Genomic DNA, 20,016 nt, shown 5'->3' with positions numbered 1-20,016 from the left:
CAAGCTGCCGGTGAGCCGTTATCAGTCGTTATCGTTGACCTCCGGCCCGGCGCCGCTGCGCGATGCTTCGGTAGACTCCACGAGTATGCGCGCGGCCAGATGCTTAAGCTTGTTCCATACGGCGTCGTCGATGGTGATGCCGTCGAGCATGGCGCGTTCCCGGCTGGCCAGCAGTGCCGATTCCCGATGACAGGCCAGCAGCTCGTAGTCGTAGGCCGAGCGCATATCGGGCAGTAGTTCGACGTGATTGGCCAGAATTAGTGTCACGCCGTCGTTGTGCGCGTTTTCGACCGGCACCTGGTTGATCGCATATACGCGGATCTCGGGCACCTGACCATTGGCGCGAAATCCCACGACCTGCTCGATCAGCGGGCGTTGACCGTTGCGCCAGAAGGCGGTGACGTTCATACCACGCCCGGCAATCCGCGCCAGATAGCCCATGATCAGCTGGCGATTGTGGCAGCGGCGTATCTTGATCACCGCCAGACCCCGCGCCCGCGCCTTGGCAAAGCCCAGTTCCAGCGCCAGGCTGGAGCTGCTTAGTACGCTGTAACTTTGGCCGTCGAGCACTGCCAGGTCATCATCGGCATAGATCGTCGCCGGTGCGCGCGCCGGCTCCTGCTGTTCGGCGAGCACATGGTCGAGGCCGCGGTTGAGCGCTTCCAGCCCGTCGAGCTCGTGTAGCTGCATCCACGCCACCATATCGGCAGCATCGCTGGCATCGCCGTCGGCAAAGCCCATACCCAGAAACGCCTTGCGGCAGAGCCCCTGTAGTTCGTTGTAGGAGACCTTCATGATGCGACTCCGTTGGTTGCCTGGGTGTCCGTCATGGCGCCCTGCGCCGTAGCGCAAGAGCTTGCCTCGAGCACGGGTTCCAGCGGGAACCCCCAGTCGTCGAAATCACGCAGGTCGTCGGGCTCGGCGTTGAGCTCCTCGACCAGCGGCGCGCCCTGAAACAGCGTAATACGCACCCAGCGGTCCGATTTGGGATCGAAGCGCCCGGCACCGAAAAACGAGAGTTTGGTACGCAGCAGGTGCATGGGCTGCATATTACGGTCCCAGAGGTTGGCTCGAATGTCGCCGAAGCGTGTTTCCGCCATGGTCTGGATGCGCCGCACGATATCCTTGTAGCGCGAATGCTCGATCAGAAAATCCACGACAGTAGCGTGGGGTTGAGCGTCGAGATACGCGATGACAGCGCGATGGGTGTCGACGACCCGAGGAGCAATGGCCAGTTTGAGTTCACGGTCAACGCCGGGGTCGTGCCCGCGCACCCCAAGGCGCGGCTCTTCCTTTTCCACCGAGCGGTACCAGAACCAGTAGCGGCTGTCGGGGTCGTCGAAGTCGTAGGCCAGCGCCCAGTCGTAGTGGGTTTCAATGAGCTGTTTCAAGCGCACCAGCGGCATTTCCGGCGTTAGCTCCAGCTCTTCGTCCACGCCCATGCGATTTTCGAACGGCTCGACAATCGCCGGGTACAGCTCCAGCAGCAGAGTATTGATCAGTTCCTGGGTTTCCAGCGAAAAGGCTCGGTGGCCCCATTCGGTCAGTTCCTGCCAGAGGTTGTCGGTGAGCGGGACCTGCGCCAGCCAGGTAGACACCTCGGGCAGCTCCGATACCGTCGCGGCGTTGCGCTTTTCCTGGTCGGCATCGGCGGTCAGGGTCTGCGCCAGATGGCATCCGGCACGGTCGAGAAGCGCCAGCAGCCGCTCGCGCTGATCCTCGCTCGGCGGCTGGGCGTGGATCTGGGCCAGCGCCTGTTCGCGGCTGGCTACCCAACGCTCGATCAGCTGCGGGTGATTGATCAAAAACGGCGCCATGCCCAGCCCCGTGGAGTTGCCGATACCCAGGTAGCGTTTCAGCGGCGTTGCCAGGTCAACGGCAACACCCGGCGCCTGGCAGCGGGCAATATGCTCGACCTGCTGGATGGAAAAGTGGCGCAGCAGGTAGACTGCGAGCATCTGTGCGGAAAACGGCCGCTGAAAGTCGGGGTTGTCCCTGAGCCGGCCGAAGTCGGCGATGCCGAACTTGCCGTTGCCGTACACCGCAGTAGTGCGGTAAAGATAGCCCACCCGAGTCAGCCAGGCCGGATCCGGCTGGCGACCCGCTGAAAGCGCCTGGCTAAAGGCATTGAAGTTGCGCAGGCTGCGGTTGGCCCGGGACAGTACCAGCAGGCGCGGGTGCTGGCGGCCGGCTTCCTGCAGCGGCACGTTGGCCGCCATCTGTTCCAGCAGGGCATCGTCCACCTCGCCTTCGACAACGCCGAAGGTGACGTCCCAGGCCTCGGCAATCACCCGGTCCGAGCGTGCGTCATCGGGCAGCGGCTGGGAAAAGATGACCCCGTGATAGCGCCCGCACGGCGTTTGCAGCCGGTAAATGGCGGTGCCGTGGCCGTTGCTGTCCAGCTCAAAACGGGTGGCGCTGATCTGCCAGCGCTGGCGCGCCATCTGGCGTATCAGGCTGCGGGTAAAGCTCAGACGGCTGGCGTGCAGGCTGCCAAGCCGTTCAAGATCCATCACCCGCTCCGGCGCGCGCAGGCGCAGGCTTTCTTCGCGCGGGGAAATACGTTCCATCATGTTACACCTCCCGTGACGGCGCGCGTCAGGCAACCGAGGCCACCGCGCGTCGGGGCGCGGTGGTGCGTTCCAGCAGGGCGACCCAGTTTTGCCCCATGATGCCGGCGACTTCGTGCTCGGCGAAGCCAACGTCTCGCAGCCCGGCGACCAGATTGGGGAAGTCGCGGTTATCGCGCAGCCAGGGCAGCGGAGCGGGCCAGCCGGCGTTGCTGGCACTGCCTTCGCCGTAGTCCATGTCCTTCGACCAGCGGCCGTTGCGCATCCACTCGAGTACCGAGGTGGGCTGGTTCTGGCACAGGTCGGTGCCGATGCCCAGATGCTCCACGCCGACCTTGTCCGCGGTGCGGGCGATCATCGCGCAGTACTCGGCCAGGGTGCAGTCGGGGCCGTTCTTCAGGTGGAAGGGGTAGGCCGAGAAGCCCAGCAGGCCGTTGCTCTCGGCGATGGCGCCGAGCACCCTGTCCGACTTGTTGCGCCTGGCCGGCTGCCAGGCCGCCGGGTTGGCGTGGGAGATAATCACCGGGCGCTCGGAGAGTTCAATCGCCTCAAGGGTCGAGCGCTCGGCGCTGTGGGACATGTCGATGACCATCCCTACCCGGTTCATTTCGCGGATGACCTGGCGGCCAAAGCGGGTAATACCGCTGTCTTCGGTCTCGTAGCAGCCGCAGGCCAGCAGGGTCTGATTGTTGTAGGTCAGCTGCATGATCAGAAGGCCCAGATCGCGCATGACCGCGACCATGTCGATATCGTCCTCGATGGGCGAGCAGTTCTGCGCGCCGAGGAACACACCCACGCGGCCCTGCTGGCGTGCGCGGTGGATGTCCGCCGGCTCGCGTACCGGCATGATCAAATCGCTGTGCGCCTCGAAGCGGCGGTTCCACTCGCCCATCCGCGAGAGCGTTTCGCGGATGGTTTCGTGGTAGACCAGCGTGGCGTGTACGGCGTCGACGCCGCCTTCGCGCATCTGCTGGAAAATCTCGCGCGACCAGTTGGAATACTGCAAGCCGTCGACGATCAGCATGTCCCGTGACATATCGGCCTCCTCACGCTTTGACTCGGTTGGCTTTGGCTCAGTTGGCCTTGATATAACTGGTTTTGACCACGGTGTAGAACTCCCGGGCGTAGCGCCCCTGCTCGCGCGGGCCGAAGCTGGAGTTCTTGCGCCCGCCGAAGGGCACGTGGTAATCGGTACCGGCGGTGGCCAGGTTGACCATCACGCAGCCGGTTTCGGCGCGCGCCTTGAACTCGGTGGCCAGCGCCAGCGAATCGGTGATGATGCCCGCAGTCAGGCCGTACTGGGTGTCGTTGAGCACCTCGATGGCCTCGTTGGCATCGGCTACCCGAATGACGCAGGCGACGGGGCCGAAGACTTCCTCGCGGTTGACCGCCATGTCGTTGGTGGTGTCGACCAGCAGCGTTGGCGCCATGAAGTAGCCGTCGGTGTCGCGCGCCAGGCGCTCGCCGCCGAAGGCCAGGGTGGCGCCGTCGTTTTGCGCGCGCTCGACCCATTCGAGGTTCGAATCAAGCTGGCTCTGGCTGGCCAGGGGACCGACGTTCACGCCGTCTTCCAACGCTCGGCCGACTTTTGCCTGTTCCAGTTTCTGCGTCAGCTTCTCAACGAAGGTGTCGTGCACCTTGTCGGTGACGATCAGCCGGGAGGAGGCGGTGCATTTCTGCCCGGTGCCCGAGTAAGCGCCGGCGAAGGCGGCCTCCACGGCCAGGTCGAGATCGGCGTCGTCGGCGACGATCAGTGCGTTCTTGGAGCCCATTTCCAGCTGGCACTTGACCAGGTTGGCCGCGGTGGCAGAAGCCACTCGGCGGCCCACTTCCAGCGAGCCGGTAAAGCTCAGGGCGTGAATGTCCGGGTGTGAAATCAGCGCGTCGCCCACCGAACTACCGGTGCCCATGACCAGGTTGAAGGTACCGGCGGGCAGGTTCTGGCGGCTGATAATCTCGGCCAGCGCCCAGGCGCTGGCGGGCACCAGGTTGGCGGGCTTGAAAATCACCGCGTTGCCGAAGGCCAGCGCCGGGGCGATCTTCCACACCGCGGTAGCCAGCGGGAAGTTCCACGGGCTGATGATGCCCACCACGCCCACCGGCTCGCGGGTAATATCGACCTCGACACCCGGGCGTACCGACTCGGCGCGCTCGTCGATCTGGCGCAGCACCTCGGCGGCGTAGTAGTGGAAAAACTGCCCCGAACGGTGCACCTCGCCCACGCCTTCGGCCAGCGGTTTGCCTTCTTCGCGGGAAAGCTGTTCACCCAGCTCGGCCTTGCGCGCAATCAGCTCATCGCCGATCGCCATCAGCGCGCCGTAGCGGTGCTCCAGGCCGGTTTTGCCCCAGACTTTTTGCCCTTCACGAGCGGCAGCGACGGCTTCGTTCATTTGGCCTACGCTTGCCTGGGCGTAGTGGCCAAGGACGTCGCTCAAGTCGGACGGGTTGCGGTTTTCAACCTGACTTTCGCCCTCTACCCACTGGCCGTTGAGGTAAAGCGCATGGATCCGGGAATGAGACGGGGACTGTGCCTGTGTCATGACTACCTCCTTGAACGTTGGTAATGACAGGCTAGGCGCGCAGTCTGTATAAAGATAATCAATAATAAATACTGATTGATCAGCTTTACTTACCATCCTGCCATGTTCGGGGATAGCCGCTGTGTCAGTCGTTTCAGGAGGAGTGTGATGCTGCCCGAGCTCAAGATAACACCGCTGCGCTACGTGCTGGCGGTGGTGGATCAGGGCGGTTTCCACGCCGCCGCACGCCAGGTGCACCGCACCCAGCCGGCGCTGTCGATGGCGATCCGCGAGCTGGAAAACCGCCTGGGCGAAGCGCTTTTCGAGCGTGGCAACCAGGCGACGCTAACGCCTTTTGGCCGCTACTGCGTACCGCGCTTTCGCGAACTGCTGACCCAGCACGACCGGCTGAGCGGCGAGCTTGTCGCCCAGGTCGAGCGCCAGGCCGGGCATCTGGACATGGCCGCGGTGCCCTCGGTTGCCAGCCGCTTGATGCCCCGGCTGCTGGCCGACTTTGTCGCCGACTATCCGGGCATCCGCGTGAGCCTGCACGACGGTACCGCCGATTTTGTCCGCGACCAGGTGTTGGCCGGTGAGGTCGATCTGGGATTGACGAGCCTGGGGGAAGGAAACGCCGCGTTGAGCTTTACCCCGTTGCTACGCGACGCGCTGGGCGTGGTCTGCCGCGACGATCATCCGTTCGCCGGCCGGGAGGCGGTGCACTGGCAGGAGTTGATGGGAGAAAGTCTGATCGGCAACGGCACCTCAAGGCTGCTGCAGGGCACCGATGCTGCGGCGCTGCGCGATCACCATGCCTTTTATATTTCCAACATGGTGTCGCTGACGGCGATGCTGGTGGCGGGGCTGGGGGTGACCACGCTGCCGCAGCTGGCGTTTCCCGAGGAGTACCAGCGGCTGCGGTTTGTGCCGCTTAGCGAGCCCCGGGTCGCGCGTGAAATCGGCCTGCTGCAGCTTGCCGGGCGCAGCCTGTCGCCCGGCGCCAGTGCCATGGCCGATTTCATCACCCGCGCGCTGGCCTAGCTTTATCGCCCTTCAAGGCCCGCCGCGCGGTCTTTGGGTGCCGCCGCCGGGCGCCAGAATCGCCGTAGGCCGGTGATGACGACCAGCAGCGTGGCAACACCGGCGAGGCCGCCAAGCCAGGCGGCACCCGTCGCTCCGGCGACGAAGAACGCCACGATCCCCGAAGTGCCGGCGCTCAGCGCGTAGGGCAGCTGGGTGCGAACGTGGTCGATGTGATCGCAGGACGACCCCGCCGAGGAAAGGATGGTGGTATCCGAAATCGGCGAGCAGTGGTCGCCGAAGATGCCGCCGCTGAGCACCGCGGCGATGGCCAGCGCCAGCGGCATGTCCAGCGCCATGGCGACCGGCATGGCAATGGGGATCATGATGGCGAAGGTGCCGTAGGAGGTACCGGTGGTAAAGGCGACGAGCGAGCCGATAAGAAACAGCAGCACGGGAATCAGGCTCGGCGCGACCCCGGCCTGGGCCAGCGAGACCAGATAGTCGGCGGTGCCCAGCGCCTCGGTTACGCTACCGATTGACCAGGCCAGCGTGAGGATGATGTAGACCAGCGTCATGCTCTTGATGCCGGTCACCAACAGCTCCATCGCTTCACGAAAATCGAACAATCGCTGCGCAAGGCCCATGCCCAAAGCAACGCTGACGGCGAGGAAGGTCGCGATGAGGATCGACTTGCCGCCGTCGGCCTCGCCCATGGCGGTAATCAGGCCGTTGTCGGGGAAGCCCCCGGTCCACAGGAACAGCACCGGAATGAGCCCCACCAGCACCGCGATGGGCACCAGCATGTTGCGCTTGAGCGAATGTTCTTCGGCGACGCCGGCCATCTCGGTAACTTCGCGATCCGAGGGAGGCTGGGCATCGTCCGCCAGCAGCTTGCCTGTTTCCCGGGCGCGTTTTTCGGCCTGGGCCATGGGGCCGAAGTCGCGCTGGGTAACGACGATGATCAGAATCAGCAGCAGCGCCAGCCAGGCATAGAAGTTGAGCGGAATCGACGACAGATAGATCAGGTATTCAGAGCCCGTCATGTCCATTTTGGTCAGCTGGGTGCCGATCAGCCCCATGACGAAAACCACCCAGGTGGAGACCGGCCCCAGCAAGCACATCGGCGCCGAGGTCGAGTCGACCACGTAGGCCAGCTTTTCCCGGGAGACGCGCATGCGGTCGGTAATCGGCCGCATGACGCTGCCCACCGTCAGCGCATTGAAGTAGTCCTCGAAGAAGATCAGCACGCCGAACCCCAGGGTGGCGCCCTGGGCGCCCCGGGACGTCGCCACCCGCGAGGCAATCGCCCGCGCAATGGCGTGGGCGCCGCCGGTTCGCTGCAGCACGGTAATCAACACCCCGAACAGGCCGCAGTAGATCAGCACGGTGACGCTCCATTCGTCGCCCACACTGGGGATGATGAAGTCGTCGAAGCTGCTGTAGAGCCCGGCCGCCGGGTTGCCGCCGCTGAGCATGGTGGCGCCCAGCCAGACCCCGCAGAACAGCGCGGGAATAACGTTGCGGGTTACCAGCGCCAGCACGATGGCCAGCAAGGGGGGAAGCAGGGAGTACAGGCCAAAGGACATTGTGAATATCTCTTGGAGGATTGTTATGGCTGTTATCGGGGACGCGGCGGCAGGCCCAAACGCTCGCCCGGAGTGCCCAGGCAGCGTTCGACGGCGGCGGCCACCGCCAGCAGCTGCGGCTCGGCAAACCCGGGCACGGCGAGCTGTAGCCCCACCGGCATGCCCACATTATCCGCGCCGATAGGCAGACTCAAGGCGCACCAGCGCAGGTAGTTGATGAAGGCCGTATGCCGCAGAATCTGCGCGTCGGCGGCGGCGTAGGTCGAGGGTGTTGCTACCTCGTCACGACGCGGCGGCGTCAGCGGTGTGGTAGGCAATACCAGCGCATCGATGCCCGCCGCGCGAAAGCGCAGCGCCGCTCTCTGCCCCAGATGCTGAAAGTCGGCCAGGCGCTGGCGGTAATCGGCTGCCGAGAGGTCTCCCCCCTGTGCCACCGACTCGGCCAAAAGAGGCCCCAGCTGCCGGCGCCGGGACGGCAGCTTGAGCGCCAGAAATGCCTCCAGCTCGGCGGCGACCAGCCCGCCCGACCGAAACAGCGCGTCGGCGTCGCGCGCCTCGGGAAAATCGATATCGACGCACCGGGCGCCCGTGGTCTCCAGCTCGCGTAGCACTCGGGCAAAGGTCTCGTCGATCCCCGCCTCGGCGTTGACTCGCGGTGCGCTATTCAACACGCCCAGCCGCAGCCTGTCCAGCGGTCGCGGCGCTTTTGGCACCATGGGATCACCGCAGGCGCTGAGGGCGGCCTCAAGGTCGGCAACGCTGGCGGTCATCACGCCCAGACTGTCGAGGGTGTGGCTGAGTGGCACCACGCCCTTCATCGGCCAGCGGCCGGCGGTCAGCTTGAGCCCTACCCCGCCGGTCATCGCCGCCGGCACGCGGATCGATCCCGCGGTGTCCGACCCCAGCGCCAGCCAGGCGCTGCCCTCGGCAATACTGACCGCCGCGCCGCTCGACGAGCCGCCGCATACGCGGTCGGTATCCCAGGGGTTGCGCGGCCCCTGGCCGTCCGGGGTGACGCCAACGCTGGTAAAGGCAAAGGGAACGCTGCGGGTGATCCCGGTAAACAGCGCGCCGTCGCGGCGGCATCGGGCAGTGACCGTGGCATCACCCTGCCAGGCAGCGGGCAACGGCTCTGCGCAGCCGGCGTGCAGCGGCCAGACGGCGAGGCCGATATTATCCTTGACCGCAACCGGCAGTCCGTACCAGGGGCCGCAGGCAGTGCCGGAGCGGGCCTGCGATACCAGGCTTTTAGCCTGCTCGCGCACCCTGTCCGGCGCCCAGGCGGTGTAGCCCTGCCAGGCAGGCACCCGGGCTGCCAGCGCATGCTCGGCGACGTCGATGAGCGACTCGGGGCGGTGGCGTAGCTTTTCCAGCGCCGCCGCCAGGGGAGACGAGTCCGGGGAATTAGCCATGCTTACGTTTTGTTTACTTCCCGATACAAAAGCTGCCGAAGATCTCACCCAGGAGGTCGTCGGCGCTGAACTCGCCGGTAATTTCTCCCAGCGCCTGCTGGGCGTCGCGCAGGTCCTCGGCAAGCAGCTCACCGGCGCCAAAGCCGGACAGTTGGCCCTGACCGTTGGTCAACGCCTCGGCCGCGCGATCCAGCGCGTCCAGATGCCGTCGGCGCGCGGAGAAGCGACCCTCGGGGGTGGCGTTGAAGCCCATGATGGCCTTCAGATGCTCTTTCAGGTTATCCACACCCGCTCCGGTTTTGGCCGAGAGACGGACGATAGGATGAGGTGTGGATAAGTCGGTTTCCGGGGGTTCTTCGCTGGTATCGATCTTGTTGCGCACCAGCGTCAGACGGTTGGTATCCGGCAGGCGGTCGACAAACTCCGGCCATATAGCGTGGGGGTCGGTGGCATCGGTGGCCGAGGCGTCTACCAGCAGCAACACGCGGTCGGCGGTTTCGATTTCTTCCCAGGCACGAGCGACGCCGATTTTTTCCACCGCGTCCGGCGTGTCGCGCAGCCCCGCGGTATCGATGACGTGCAGCGGCATGCCGTCGATGTGGATATGTTCGCGCAGCACGTCGCGGGTGGTGCCGGCGACGTCGGTGACAATCGCCGTGTCCTGCTCGGTCAGCATGTTGAGCAGGCTCGATTTACCCGCGTTGGGTCGCCCGGCAATTACCACGCTCATGCCCTCGCGCATCAGCGCGCCCTGGCCGGCCGCAGCGCGAACCGCGCCCAGCTCGTCCATCACTGCGTTCAGCATGGCGGCAACCCGGCCGTCGCCAAGAAAGTCGATTTCCTCTTCGGGGAAGTCGATGGCTGCCTCGACATAGATGCGCAGTTCGATCAGCTTTTCCACCAGCGCTGCCACTCGTCGGGAAAATTCCCCCTGAAGCGAGCGCACGGCGTTTTCCGCTGCCGAGCGCGAGTTGGCCTCGATCAGGTCGGCAATGGCTTCAGCCTGAGCCAGGTCGAGCTTATCGTTGAGAAACGCCCGTTCGGAAAATTCGCCGGGGCGTGCGAGGCGCGCGCTCAGCGCTACACAGCGCGATAACAGCAGATCCATGATCACCGGGCCGCCGTGGCCGTGGAGCTCCAGGACGTCTTCGCCGGTGAAGGAGTGCGGTCCGGGGAAATACAGCGCCAGGCCTTCGTCGATAATATCGCGCTCGCCGTGAAAGGCGTCCCTGTAGAAAGGACCATAGTGGGCGTAGCGCGGCGCCGGGCACTGGCCAAGCATGGTAGCGGCTATTTGCCGGCAGTCAGGGCCGGATACGCGGATGATGCCGACACCGCCGCGCCCGGGCGGCGTGGCCAGAGCCGCGATGGTATCGGGAGCGTAAAGGGTTGGGGGCATGGTGCGCCTCGTGGTGTGAATAGGTGCCTCCCTGAACGCCAAACCCCCGCCTTGAGCGGGGGTTGGATCAAACAGGAAAGCACCGGGTCAGCGGGTTTCCTTGCCTTTGCCGATATTGGGATCGTTTTCAATCTGTCGCGTAATGAAATACTGCTGGGTGATGGAAATGCAGTTGTTGACCACCCAGTAGATCACCAGACCGGCGGGGAACCACAGGAAGAAGAACGTAAAGATGATCGGCAGCATCTTCATGATCTTGGCCTGCATCGGATCCGGTGGCGTCGGGTTCAGCTGCTGCTGAACAAACATCGAGGTGCCCATGAGGATCGGCAGGATGAAGTACGGATCCTTGATCGACAGGTCCTGAATCCAGAACATGAACGGCGCGTGGCGCAGCTCAACGGATTCCAGCAACATCCAGTAAAGCGCGATGAAGACCGGCATCTGCACGACAATCGGCAGACAGCCCCCCAGCGGATTGATTTTCTCCTTCTGGTAGAACTTCATCATTTCCTGGGACATTTTCTGGCGATCGTCGCTGTAGCGCTCCTTGAGGCGCTTCATTTCCGGGCCAAGCTTGCGCATCCGTCCCATGGAACGGTAGGCCTTGGCCGACAGCGGGAAAAGCGCGGCCTTGACCAGCACGGTCAGCAACACGATGGACCAGCCCCAGTTACCGATCACGCTGTGGATCTTGTTCAGCAGCCAGAAAAGCGGGTTGGCAATAAACCACAGCCAGCCGTAATCCACGGTCAGGCGCAGGTTGGGGGCCACCTCTTCCAGGTAGTCCTGAACCTTGGGTCCCATGTAAAGCGTGGCGCTAAGCGTTGACGTATCGTCGGCGCCGACATCCCGGGTAGGGCCGGCAAAGGCGGCCACGTTGCGATCCTTCGAATCGGTCGTGGCGTAGAACAGATTCTGCTGGTTCTGCGGTGGTGCCCAGGCCGAGGTAAAGTAGTGCTGGATAATCGCTACCCAGCCGCCTTCCGCTTCGCGGTTTTCCACGCTGTCGGCCTGAATATCCTCGAAGTCGACCTTCTCGTAGCGGTTTTCCGGCGTGGAGTAGGCGGCCCCCAGAAAAGAGCGCATGCGCACGCCCGAGCCGCTGGTGGGATCCGGGCTGTCATCGCGTACCAGCTGGCCGATAAAGCGCGCACTGACCGGCTTATCTCCCTGGTTATCCACCATATAACGCACGTTGACGGCGTAGTCGCCGCGCTCAAAGCTCAAGCGCTTGGTGATGGCGACGCCGTTGACTTCCGCCGTCAGGTCGACGTCGAGTTTGTCCTGGCCTTCACCCAGGTGGTACTCGGTGCTCTCGGGCGTGAAGGCGATACGGCTGGCCTCGCCGTCAAGCTGCAGGCCGGAGCGCGCAACATAGCTGCGGACACTGTTATCCGACAGCAGCACGTAGTTGCGCCCGGTCTCCAGCGCTTGCTTGTGCTGCGGCAGAGCCGCATAGACGATATCGCCACCGTGCGGATCAATGCGCACGTCAAGCACGTCGGTGGTGACGGCAATAAAGTCACGGCCTTCGTTCTCGTTGGCGTCGGTATCATCGGCGAGGGACTGGTTATCGCCGCTGTTGGCTGACGTCGTCTTGCTGGGTACAGACAGGCTGCCGTTTTCCGCATCGCTGTCCGGGGGCGTGTTGTCGCCGGCCGACGTATTTTCCCGGGTACTTTCGACGGCGGCTGAAGGCTCAGCTGACTGGCCGTAGTCCTGGTTCCATTGAACCACCAGCAGATACGCCAGCACTGCCAATGGAATCACTAATATCAGTCGTTTAACGTCCATGAGGGTTCTGCCCGCTGGGTGATGATCATGCAATGGCGCAGTGTCGTTTTACTCGACCCATGACACACGAAAGCCTGCCGTGCGGCAGGCCGGGGTCGAGCGGCGAAGTGTTGACATCAAGCATCACGTTTTGTGCCGGTCGGCGCGGACGCGGTGTCGAAACGTCGGGCATCGCGCTGCAGCCGTTTCCACATGCCGTGCAGTTGGCGCTGTAGCGTGGCGTTATCCAGATCATCAACGCCGCGTCGTGCCAATAACACGATATCGAGTGTGGGCAGCTGTTGCTGGCGCAAGCGGAACGATTCGCGTGCCAGACGCTTGAAGCGATTACGCTGTACGGCCAGCTTCACGTTTTTTTTACCGGCAACCAGTCCGATCCGGGTATGACCGCAGGAGTTGAAGCGCGCCAGCGCCAGCATACCCTTGGCATGAACCTTGAGATCGGCCTGTGCGAAAACGTAACGGAAATCCCCGGCGTTCAGCAGACGTAATGACCGGGGAAAACCTTGACGGGACACACGCAAGCTGAAATCAGGCGCTCAGACGCTTGCGGCCCTTTGCACGGCGACGTGCGATGACGGCACGGCCGCTTTTGGTAGCCATACGGGCACGGAAGCCGTGCATGCGCTTGCGCTTGATAACGCTGGGTTGAAAAGTGCGTTTCATAACTTATTCCCACGTGGTTTGAAGACGGGTTTGAGGACTGGTTTCAAGGACTGGCTTCACAGGGAGCGTCAATACATGAAAACCCGTGGCGGCACCTTGCCGAACGGGAGGATCCAATTCAAGACCGTGAATTGTAGAGCTTTCATTGGTCCGGTGCAATTTTTCCATGCCGGAGCCCGGGAAGCGGTTGTGGATAGCGGCCCTGGCAGGCGTTGAAACCCGCCCATGTCGGCACTGAGCGGCTTTTGTCCTTGATCGGGATCTTGAATCAAGCGTCTTGAATAAGGGCTTTGATAAAGCCCGGGTTTCAGGGCTCGGGTAGGGCTCAGCAAATCGGAAATGACTTAACTACGTCGCAGCGGGTCGTTTGCCGGTGACGATGGCGCATGGCGCAACAATTACTATAATTATAACAGATTAATGCTGTTATTATTGATGGGGATAATTTTTGTGGATAAACGCATATTTATAATTTTATACAAGAGGTTATTGTTATAATAACCCGGTGTAAAACCATCGGAAAACAAGCGTATCAGCTGTGGGGCAGTGGTGAACAGAAATCGCCAGGGCAAATAAACGCCCGGTTGTGCATAAATTATAACGGGGAGGTCCCTGTGTTGACCATAGGGTTATCCACAGGTGTTTTCGGCGCTTTTGGTATGTGGATAACAGGGGCTTTGGGCGCTACAATGGCCGGCCTTTTTCAACTTCAACCGATGGTGAAATGAGTGTCGCTCGCGCTTTGGCATCAGTGTCTGGACTATTTGCAAGATGAGCTGAGCTCCCAGCAGTTCAACACCTGGATACGTCCGCTGCAGGCGGAGCAGGGAGAGACCAACGAGATTTTCCTGCTGGCACCCAACCGCTTTGTACGCGACTGGGTAAGCGACAAGTACGCCGGGCGTATCAGCGAGCTGATGCGTGAGCTGGCCCCCACCAGACCGCCGCGAGTCAGCTTGAGTGTGGGCAGCCGTCGAGCCGCGGCGCCGGCCCCTCAGCCGCGGGATCTGGGGCATCCGGTATCTGCGGTGCCGTCCGGAAAGAGCGCACCGTCGGTTCAGCCGCCGCCCCGTGGGGATATCGCCGATGAGCGTGAGATCAATCGGTTGAGTCAGGAAACCACGCATCGCCAGGGCGGCGGCCGTCAGGTGCAGGTCGAAGGTAGCCTCAAGCACGGAAGCGGACTCAACCCCAACTTCACCTTTGATACCTTTGTAGAGGGTAAGTCCAACCAGCTGGCCCGGGCGGCGTCGCGTCAGGTATCGGAAAATCCGGGCGGCGCCTATAACCCGCTGTTTCTGTATGGCGGCGTCGGGCTGGGTAAGACCCACCTGATGCACGCTGTGGGCAACGCCCTGGCCGGGCAGAGAGAAAACGCGCGAGTGGTTTATCTGCATTCCGAACGCTTTGTCGCCGACATGGTCAAGGCGCTGCAGCTCAACGCCATCAACGATTTCAAGCGTTTTTACCGCAGCGTGGATGCCCTGCTGATTGATGATATTCAGTTTTTTGCCGGCAAGGAGCGCTCCCAGGAAGAGTTTTTCCACACTTTCAACGCTCTGCTAGAGGGCGGTCAGCAGATGATCCTGACGTCCGATCGCTATCCCAAGGAAATCAACGGCGTTGAAGAGCGTTTGAAGTCGCGCTTTGGCTGGGGGCTGACCGTGGCTATCGAGCCGCCCGAGCTGGAAACGCGGGTCGCGATTCTGATGAAGAAGGCCGACCAGGCAAAAGTGGATCTGCCCCACGACGCGGCGTTTTTCATCGGGCAAAAAATCCGCTCCAACGTCCGCGAGCTTGAGGGTGCCCTGAAAAAGGTTATTGCCGATTCACACTTCATGGGCAAGCCCATCACCCAGGATTTCATTCGCGAGTCGCTGAAGGATTTGCTGGCACTTCAGGATAAGCAGGTCGGTGTGGATAACATTCAGCGAACCGTCGCCGAGTACTATAAAATCAAGGTGGCAGACCTGTTGTCCAAGCGGCGTTCGCGCTCGGTGGCTCGCCCCCGACAGGTCGCCATGTCGTTGGCCAAGGAGCTGACCAATCACAGCCTGCCCGAAATTGGCGATGCCTTCGGGGGACGCGACCATACAACGGTGCTGCACGCCTGTCGCAAGGTGAAGGCGCTGCAGGAAGACAACGCCGATATCCGCGAAGATTACAAGAACCTGCTGCGCCTGCTGACCAGCTGAAACCACTGATCGCCCGGGATTCCAGCCCGAGTCACAACTTAACGTCAAAACCGGAGCCCTGATGCAATTTTCCATTTCCCGAGAAGCACTGCTGCGGCCGCTGACATTGGTGGCGGGCGTCGTTGAACGTCGCCAGACGCTGCCGGTGCTGTCCAACGTACTGATTGAGCTCGATGGCGATCAGGTTGCCCTGACCGGCACCGACCTCGAGGTTGAGCTGATCGGCCGGACCGTGGCCAGCGTGGTCGAGCAGCAGGGCGCGGCGACTGTGCCGGCGCGCAAGTTGATGGATATCTGCAAATCGCTGCCCGAGCAGTCCGACATTCAACTGTCCGTGGAAGACGGACGCGCAGTGCTGACCAGTGGACGTTCGCGTTTCACGCTATCGACCCTCCCGGCGGCTGAATTTCCCAATATCGAGGAAACCGATGCCAGTCAGGAACTCAGCATTCCTCGGGGTACGCTCAAGCACCTGATCGAGTCCACGGCTTTTGCCATGGCGCAGCAGGACGTGCGCTATTATCTCAACGGCATGCTGCTGGAAATGCAGAGCCAGCTGCTGCGTGCCGTGTCAACCGACGGACACCGTCTGGCCATGTGTTCCCGCGAGCTGGAAGTCAACGTCGATGAGCCGCAGAAGCTTATCGTGCCGCGCAAGGGCATCCTCGAACTCTCCCGCCTGCTCGATGACAGTGACGAGCCGCTCAGCCTGACGCTGGGCGCCACGCATATCCGCGCGCATACCGGCGATTTCACGTTCACCTCGAAGCTGATTGATGGCAAATTTCCCGACTATGAACGGGTCATCCCGCGCGGCGGCGACAAGGTTGTACTGGCCGAGCGTACCGAGCTGCGTCAGGTGTTGTCGCGCACGGCGATTCTCTCCAACGAGAAGTATCGCGGTATTCGCCTCTACCTGGAACCGGGTAACCTCAAGGTAATGGCCAATAACCCCGAACAGGAAGAAGCCGAGGAAAGCGTCGCGGTGGAATACGATGGCCCGGCGATGGAGATGGGATTCAACGTGGGGTATCTCATCGATGTCATGGGCGTGATCAATGAAGATCGCGTACAGATGACCTTTGCCGATCCCAATAGCAGCGCCCTGCTCGAAGAGCCCGGCGGCGGCGATGCGCTTTACGTAATTATGCCAATGAGGCTGTAATGAGCCACCCGCCCGAATGAGCATCGAACGGCTAAGCTGTCATGGCCTGCGTAATCTGCAGCCGTTGACGCTGCATCCCGCCCCGGGCATCAATCTGGTGACCGGCGCCAATGGCAGCGGCAAAACCAGTTTGCTGGAAGGCTTGTACATTCTGGGAATGGGACGCTCTTTTCGCACTCGCCAACTGAAAAACGTGATTCAGCACGAGGCGGACGAGTTGACCCTGTTCGGCCGTTTGGCGGGGGATGATGAGAACCCCGGTACCAGCCTGGGCGTGCGCCGGCCAAGAGAAGATCGGGAGCTGGAGCTGCGTCTCGGGGGTGAACGCCCGGCGCGCCTTTCCGAGCTGGTGGGAACTCTGCCGCTACAGCTGATCAACCCGGATGCGTTTCGTCTGCTGGAAGGGCCGCCGGCCAGGCGGCGTGAGTTTCTCGACTGGGGTGTGTTTCACGTGAAACACGAGTTTCTTACTGGCTGGAAGCGTATGCGCCGGGCGCTGAAACATCGGAATGCCCTCCTCAGACGTGGTAAACTGGGGGGCGGTACCGACGTCAGCCAGCTGGATGCATGGGAGCATGAGTTGGCAACCCGGGGAGAGCAGGTCGACCGGTTGAGGCGTGATTGGTTCAGCGCTTTTTTACCCCTGTTTGAGCAGACGCTGGATGCGCTGATGCCGCTGGAGCGGCTGACCCTGCACTATGCTCGCGGTTGGGATAAAAAGCGATCCCTCGCCGAGGTGTTGCAGGCCGCTCGGGAAACCGATGAACACATGGGTTTTACCCAGCAGGGGCCTCAGCGTGCGGACCTGCGCATTCGCGTCAATAAAAAGCCGGCAGTCGAAGTGCTTTCCAGAGGCCAGCAGAAGCTGGTAGTGAGCGCCATGAAGCTCGCTCAGGGCCGGCTTCTGGAAAGTCAGTCAGGACCGGGTGCCGCACAGCGGCACTGCGTTTATCTGATTGATGACCTGCCCGCAGAGCTGGACAGCTACTATCAACAGCGCTTCTGCGAGCTGCTTGAATCAATGCAGTGTCAGGCATTTATTACCAGCGTCGAACCGAACGTCCGCTGGCTCCCTGAAACAAAAGCCTCTGTGTTTCACGTGAAACAATCGGCTCCGGGAGAGCCGGGCCAGAGTTGGCTGGTCGACGGACACTAGGCAGCAGGGTGCAAGACAGATGTCACAACGGAGTGGTCAATGAGCGATCAGGCTTACGATTCATCGAGTATCAAGGTGCTCAAGGGACTGGACGCAGTGCGCAAGCGTCCGGGCATGTATATCGGTGATACCGACGACGGCACCGGCCTGCACCACATGGTCTTCGAGCTGGTGGATAACTCCATCGACGAAGCGCTTGCCGGCTATTGCAGCGAAATTCGGGTCATTATTCACCCGGATGAATCTGTCACCGTCAGCGATAACGGCCGCGGTATTCCCACCGAAATCCACAAGGAAGAGGGTGTTTCGGCTGCCGAAGTCATCATGACGGTGCTCCACGCCGGCGGTAAGTTCGATGACAATTCGTACAAGGTATCGGGCGGGCTGCACGGCGTGGGTATCTCCGTGGTCAACGCGCTGTCGGAAGAGTTGCGCCTGACTGTCTGGCGCCAGGGCGATGTGTTCGAGCAGATCTATAACGACGGCACGCCACGGGCGCCGCTTGATGTTGTCGGTACCACCGAAAAAAGCGGGACCCGGGTGCATTTCCAGCCGTCGGTGGAAACCTTTACCAACATTGAATTCCATTACGACATTCTGGCCAAACGCCTGCGTGAGCTGTCTTTCCTCAACTCCGGCGTTGCCATTCGCCTGACCGACGAGCGCAGTGGCAAGGAAGAGCTGTTCCATTATGAGGGCGGGCTCAAGGCCTTTGTGGAATACATCAACACCACCAAGACGGTGCTGAACCCGGTGTTCCATTTCACTTCGGACGAGCGGGAAGACGGCATTGAAGTGGAAGTGGCCATGCAGTGGAGCGATACCTTCACTGAAAGCATCTTCTGCTATACCAACAACATTCCCCAGCGCGATGGCGGCGCCCACCTGGCGGGATTCCGGGCATCGCTGACGCGTACGCTCAACCACTATATCGAGGCCGAGGGCCTGCTGAAAAAGGCCAAGGTCAGCACGGCGGGAGACGACGCCCGGGAAGGGCTGACGGCCATTGTCTCGATCAAGGCGCCCGATCCCAAGTTTTCCTCGCAGACCAAGGAAAAGCTGGTATCCAGCGAAGTTAAAACGGCTGTCGAGCAGGAAATGGGGCGCCTGTTTGCCGATTACCTGGTCGAAAAGCCCAACGAAGCCAAGGCCATCGTCAACAAGATGCTGGATGCCGCCCGGGCCCGTGAAGCCGCGCGCAAGGCGCGGGACATGACCCGGCGCAAGGGCGCGCTGGATATCGCCGGCCTGCCCGGCAAGCTGGCCGACTGCCAGGAAAAGGATCCCAATCTGTCCGAGCTCTACCTGGTGGAGGGCGACTCCGCCGGCGGTAGCGCCAAGCAGGGCCGCGATCGGCGCACCCAGGCCATTCTGCCGCTCAAGGGCAAGATCCTTAACGTGGAAAAGGCGCGCTTCGACAAGATGCTGTCATCCGCCGAAGTGGGCACGCTGATTACCGCGCTGGGGTGCGGCATTGGCCGTGAGGAGTTCAATCCGGACAAGCTGCGCTACCATTCGATCATCATCATGACCGATGCCGACGTTGACGGCTCGCATATTCGTACGCTGCTGTTGACGTTCTTCTTCCGCCAGATGCCTGAACTGATCGAGCGCGGCCATGTGTATATTGCCCAGCCGCCGCTGTACAAGATCAAGCGCGGCAAGCAGGAGCTGTATCTCAAGGACGAGCAGGCCATGGTCGACTACCTCACCAGCACGGCGCTGGACGGCGCACAGCTGCACGTTAACGCCGATGCCCCGGGCATTGGGGGGTCGCAGCTCGAAGCGTTGGTGACCGAGTATCGCGGGGTGATGAGCCGTATTGAGCGGCTGTCGCGGATCTATCCGCTCGCCGTGCTGGAAGAGGCCGTGTCAGTGTCGGCGCTGTCCGGTGAGAGCTGCCTCAAGGATCGCGTCACCATGCAGAACTGGATCGACGAGCTCCAGCAGGCCATGGACAACAAGGCGGCCCGGGAAGGCGGGGCGCGTTACCATTTTTACCTCCATGAAGACGAAGAGCGCGGGCTTCATCTGCCGGCGGTTGCACTGGTCGCCCACGGCGTTACCACCAACTATGTCTGGGGGCTGGATTTCTTTGAAAGTGCCGACTACCGGGCAATGACCGCGCTGGGGGAAACCCTGGACGGCTTGCTGGAAGAGGGCGCCTGGATTGCCCGGGGCGAGCGCAAGAAGCCGGTTGCCAGCCTGTCGGAAGTGCTGGCCTGGCTGATGCACGAAGGGCAGCGCGGACTTTCGGTTCAGCGCTACAAGGGGCTGGGGGAAATGAACCCCGAGCAGCTGTGGGAAACCACTATGGACCCCGACGGCCGGCGTATGCTTCGCGTCACCATCGAAGACGCCATGGCGGCAGACATGATGTTCAATACCCTGATGGGGGACGAGGTAGAGCCGCGCCGTGACTTTATCGAGTCCAATGCGTTGGTCGCCAATCTGGATATTTAACTCCAGCGTAAAACCTTAAAAAGCCGTGTTTCACGTGAAACACGGCTTTTTTTTGCACAACCAAC

General features: G+C 62.0%; 15 protein-coding genes. 5 read left to right on the top strand and 10 right to left on the bottom strand.

Going from position 1 to position 20,016, the window contains the following annotated elements; all coding sequences use genetic code 11:
• Positions 1–21 precede the first annotated feature (21 nt).
• From C793_RS0101300 to C793_RS0101285, 4 genes are read right to left on the bottom strand one after another with little or no spacing between them, the layout of a single operon-like run.
• Positions 22–795, bottom strand: a complete 774-nt coding sequence (locus C793_RS0101300) for an Ldh family oxidoreductase (protein ID WP_017429137.1) — start codon at positions 793–795, stop codon at positions 22–24.
• On the bottom strand, positions 792–2,573 hold the full coding sequence (locus C793_RS0101295) for a hypothetical protein (RefSeq protein ID WP_017429136.1): 1,782 nt from the start codon (positions 2,571–2,573) through the stop codon (positions 792–794). The genes C793_RS0101300 and C793_RS0101295 overlap by 4 nt, the downstream gene beginning before the upstream one ends.
• A gap of 25 nt (positions 2,574–2,598) precedes the next feature.
• Positions 2,599–3,606 (bottom strand): dipeptidase, encoded by a 1,008-nt coding sequence (locus C793_RS0101290; protein WP_017429135.1) that lies wholly within the window; start codon positions 3,604–3,606, stop codon positions 2,599–2,601.
• Between the two features lie 37 nt (positions 3,607–3,643).
• A complete protein-coding gene (locus C793_RS0101285; protein WP_017429134.1) occupies positions 3,644–5,110 on the bottom strand; it encodes an aldehyde dehydrogenase family protein in 1,467 nt (488 codons plus the stop codon).
• A gap of 147 nt (positions 5,111–5,257) precedes the next feature.
• On the opposite strand from C793_RS0101285, the gene C793_RS0101280 reads away from it, so the two are divergent.
• Positions 5,258–6,130, top strand: coding sequence for a LysR substrate-binding domain-containing protein (locus C793_RS0101280; protein ID WP_017429133.1), 873 nt, complete (start codon positions 5,258–5,260; stop codon positions 6,128–6,130).
• Between the two features lie 2 nt (positions 6,131–6,132).
• Here the strand turns inward: C793_RS0101280 and C793_RS0101275 are convergent, their stop codons facing one another.
• The 6 genes from C793_RS0101275 to rpmH form a co-directional block, all read right to left on the bottom strand.
• The gene (locus C793_RS0101275; RefSeq protein ID WP_017429132.1) at positions 6,133–7,698 is read right to left on the bottom strand and encodes a Na+/H+ antiporter NhaC family protein; all 1,566 of its coding nucleotides are present in this window, start codon (positions 7,696–7,698) and stop codon (positions 6,133–6,135) included.
• Positions 7,699–7,730: 32 nt separating this feature from the next.
• A complete protein-coding gene (locus C793_RS13290) occupies positions 7,731–9,110 on the bottom strand; it encodes an amidase (protein ID WP_017429131.1) in 1,380 nt (459 codons plus the stop codon).
• Between the two features lie 13 nt (positions 9,111–9,123).
• Positions 9,124–10,509 carry a tRNA uridine-5-carboxymethylaminomethyl(34) synthesis GTPase MnmE gene (gene mnmE, locus C793_RS0101265; protein ID WP_017429130.1) on the bottom strand — a complete coding sequence of 462 codons (1,386 nt, stop codon included), beginning with the start codon at positions 10,507–10,509 and terminating at the stop codon, positions 9,124–9,126.
• An 87-nt stretch (positions 10,510–10,596) separates the two neighbouring features.
• The gene (gene yidC / locus C793_RS0101260; RefSeq protein ID WP_026106035.1) at positions 10,597–12,306 is read right to left on the bottom strand and encodes a membrane protein insertase YidC; all 1,710 of its coding nucleotides are present in this window, start codon (positions 12,304–12,306) and stop codon (positions 10,597–10,599) included.
• Between the two features lie 116 nt (positions 12,307–12,422).
• Positions 12,423–12,824 (bottom strand): ribonuclease P protein component, encoded by a 402-nt coding sequence (gene rnpA, locus C793_RS0101255; protein WP_026106034.1) that lies wholly within the window; start codon positions 12,822–12,824, stop codon positions 12,423–12,425.
• Between the two features lie 13 nt (positions 12,825–12,837).
• Complete coding sequence (rpmH, locus tag C793_RS0101250) at positions 12,838–12,972, bottom strand: 50S ribosomal protein L34 (protein WP_017429127.1); 135 nt, start codon at positions 12,970–12,972, stop codon at positions 12,838–12,840.
• A gap of 728 nt (positions 12,973–13,700) precedes the next feature.
• Here rpmH and dnaA point away from each other — a divergent pair.
• The 4 genes from dnaA to gyrB all read left to right on the top strand — a co-directional run bounded on the left by dnaA (position 13,701) and on the right by gyrB (position 19,951).
• Positions 13,701–15,167 carry a chromosomal replication initiator protein DnaA gene (gene dnaA / locus C793_RS0101245; RefSeq protein ID WP_017429126.1) on the top strand — a complete coding sequence of 489 codons (1,467 nt, stop codon included), beginning with the start codon at positions 13,701–13,703 and terminating at the stop codon, positions 15,165–15,167.
• 61 nt (positions 15,168–15,228) lie between these two features.
• Positions 15,229–16,332, top strand: coding sequence for a DNA polymerase III subunit beta (gene dnaN / locus C793_RS0101240; protein ID WP_017429125.1), 1,104 nt, complete (start codon positions 15,229–15,231; stop codon positions 16,330–16,332).
• Positions 16,333–16,348: 16 nt separating this feature from the next.
• Positions 16,349–17,488, top strand: a complete 1,140-nt coding sequence (recF, locus tag C793_RS0101235; protein WP_017429124.1) for a DNA replication/repair protein RecF — start codon at positions 16,349–16,351, stop codon at positions 17,486–17,488.
• 39 nt (positions 17,489–17,527) lie between these two features.
• A complete protein-coding gene (gene gyrB, locus C793_RS0101230; RefSeq protein WP_017429123.1) occupies positions 17,528–19,951 on the top strand; it encodes a DNA topoisomerase (ATP-hydrolyzing) subunit B in 2,424 nt (807 codons plus the stop codon).
• Positions 19,952–20,016 lie beyond the last annotated feature (65 nt).

The organism is Vreelandella jeotgali Hwa (genome assembly GCF_000334215.1).
In the GTDB taxonomy this organism is placed as follows: domain Bacteria; phylum Pseudomonadota; class Gammaproteobacteria; order Pseudomonadales; family Halomonadaceae; genus Vreelandella; species Vreelandella jeotgali.
Note: the sequence above shows the minus strand (reverse complement) of the source record. Positions and strands in the feature narration are given on the sequence as shown.

Excerpts from the sequence above, each read along its gene's own strand:
- rpmH (WP_017429127.1), bottom strand. The coding sequence starts at position 12,972 with ATGAAACGCACTTTTCAACCCAGCGTTATCAAGCGCAAGCGCATGCAC.
- recF (WP_017429124.1), top strand. The coding sequence starts at position 16,349 with ATGAGCATCGAACGGCTAAGCTGTCATGGCCTGCGTAATCTGCAGCCG.
- C793_RS0101280 (WP_017429133.1), top strand. The coding sequence starts at position 5,258 with ATGCTGCCCGAGCTCAAGATAACACCGCTGCGCTACGTGCTGGCGGTG.
- C793_RS0101275 (WP_017429132.1), bottom strand. The coding sequence starts at position 7,698 with ATGTCCTTTGGCCTGTACTCCCTGCTTCCCCCCTTGCTGGCCATCGTG.
- gyrB (WP_017429123.1), top strand. The coding sequence starts at position 17,528 with ATGAGCGATCAGGCTTACGATTCATCGAGTATCAAGGTGCTCAAGGGA.
- C793_RS0101285 (WP_017429134.1), bottom strand. The coding sequence starts at position 5,110 with ATGACACAGGCACAGTCCCCGTCTCATTCCCGGATCCATGCGCTTTAC.
- C793_RS0101295 (WP_017429136.1), bottom strand. The coding sequence starts at position 2,573 with ATGATGGAACGTATTTCCCCGCGCGAAGAAAGCCTGCGCCTGCGCGCG.
- mnmE (WP_017429130.1), bottom strand. The coding sequence starts at position 10,509 with ATGCCCCCAACCCTTTACGCTCCCGATACCATCGCGGCTCTGGCCACG.
- dnaN (WP_017429125.1), top strand. The coding sequence starts at position 15,229 with ATGCAATTTTCCATTTCCCGAGAAGCACTGCTGCGGCCGCTGACATTG.
- C793_RS13290 (WP_017429131.1), bottom strand. The coding sequence starts at position 9,110 with ATGGCTAATTCCCCGGACTCGTCTCCCCTGGCGGCGGCGCTGGAAAAG.
- C793_RS0101300 (WP_017429137.1), bottom strand. The coding sequence starts at position 795 with ATGAAGGTCTCCTACAACGAACTACAGGGGCTCTGCCGCAAGGCGTTT.
- yidC (WP_026106035.1), bottom strand. The coding sequence starts at position 12,306 with ATGGACGTTAAACGACTGATATTAGTGATTCCATTGGCAGTGCTGGCG.
- C793_RS0101290 (WP_017429135.1), bottom strand. The coding sequence starts at position 3,606 with ATGTCACGGGACATGCTGATCGTCGACGGCTTGCAGTATTCCAACTGG.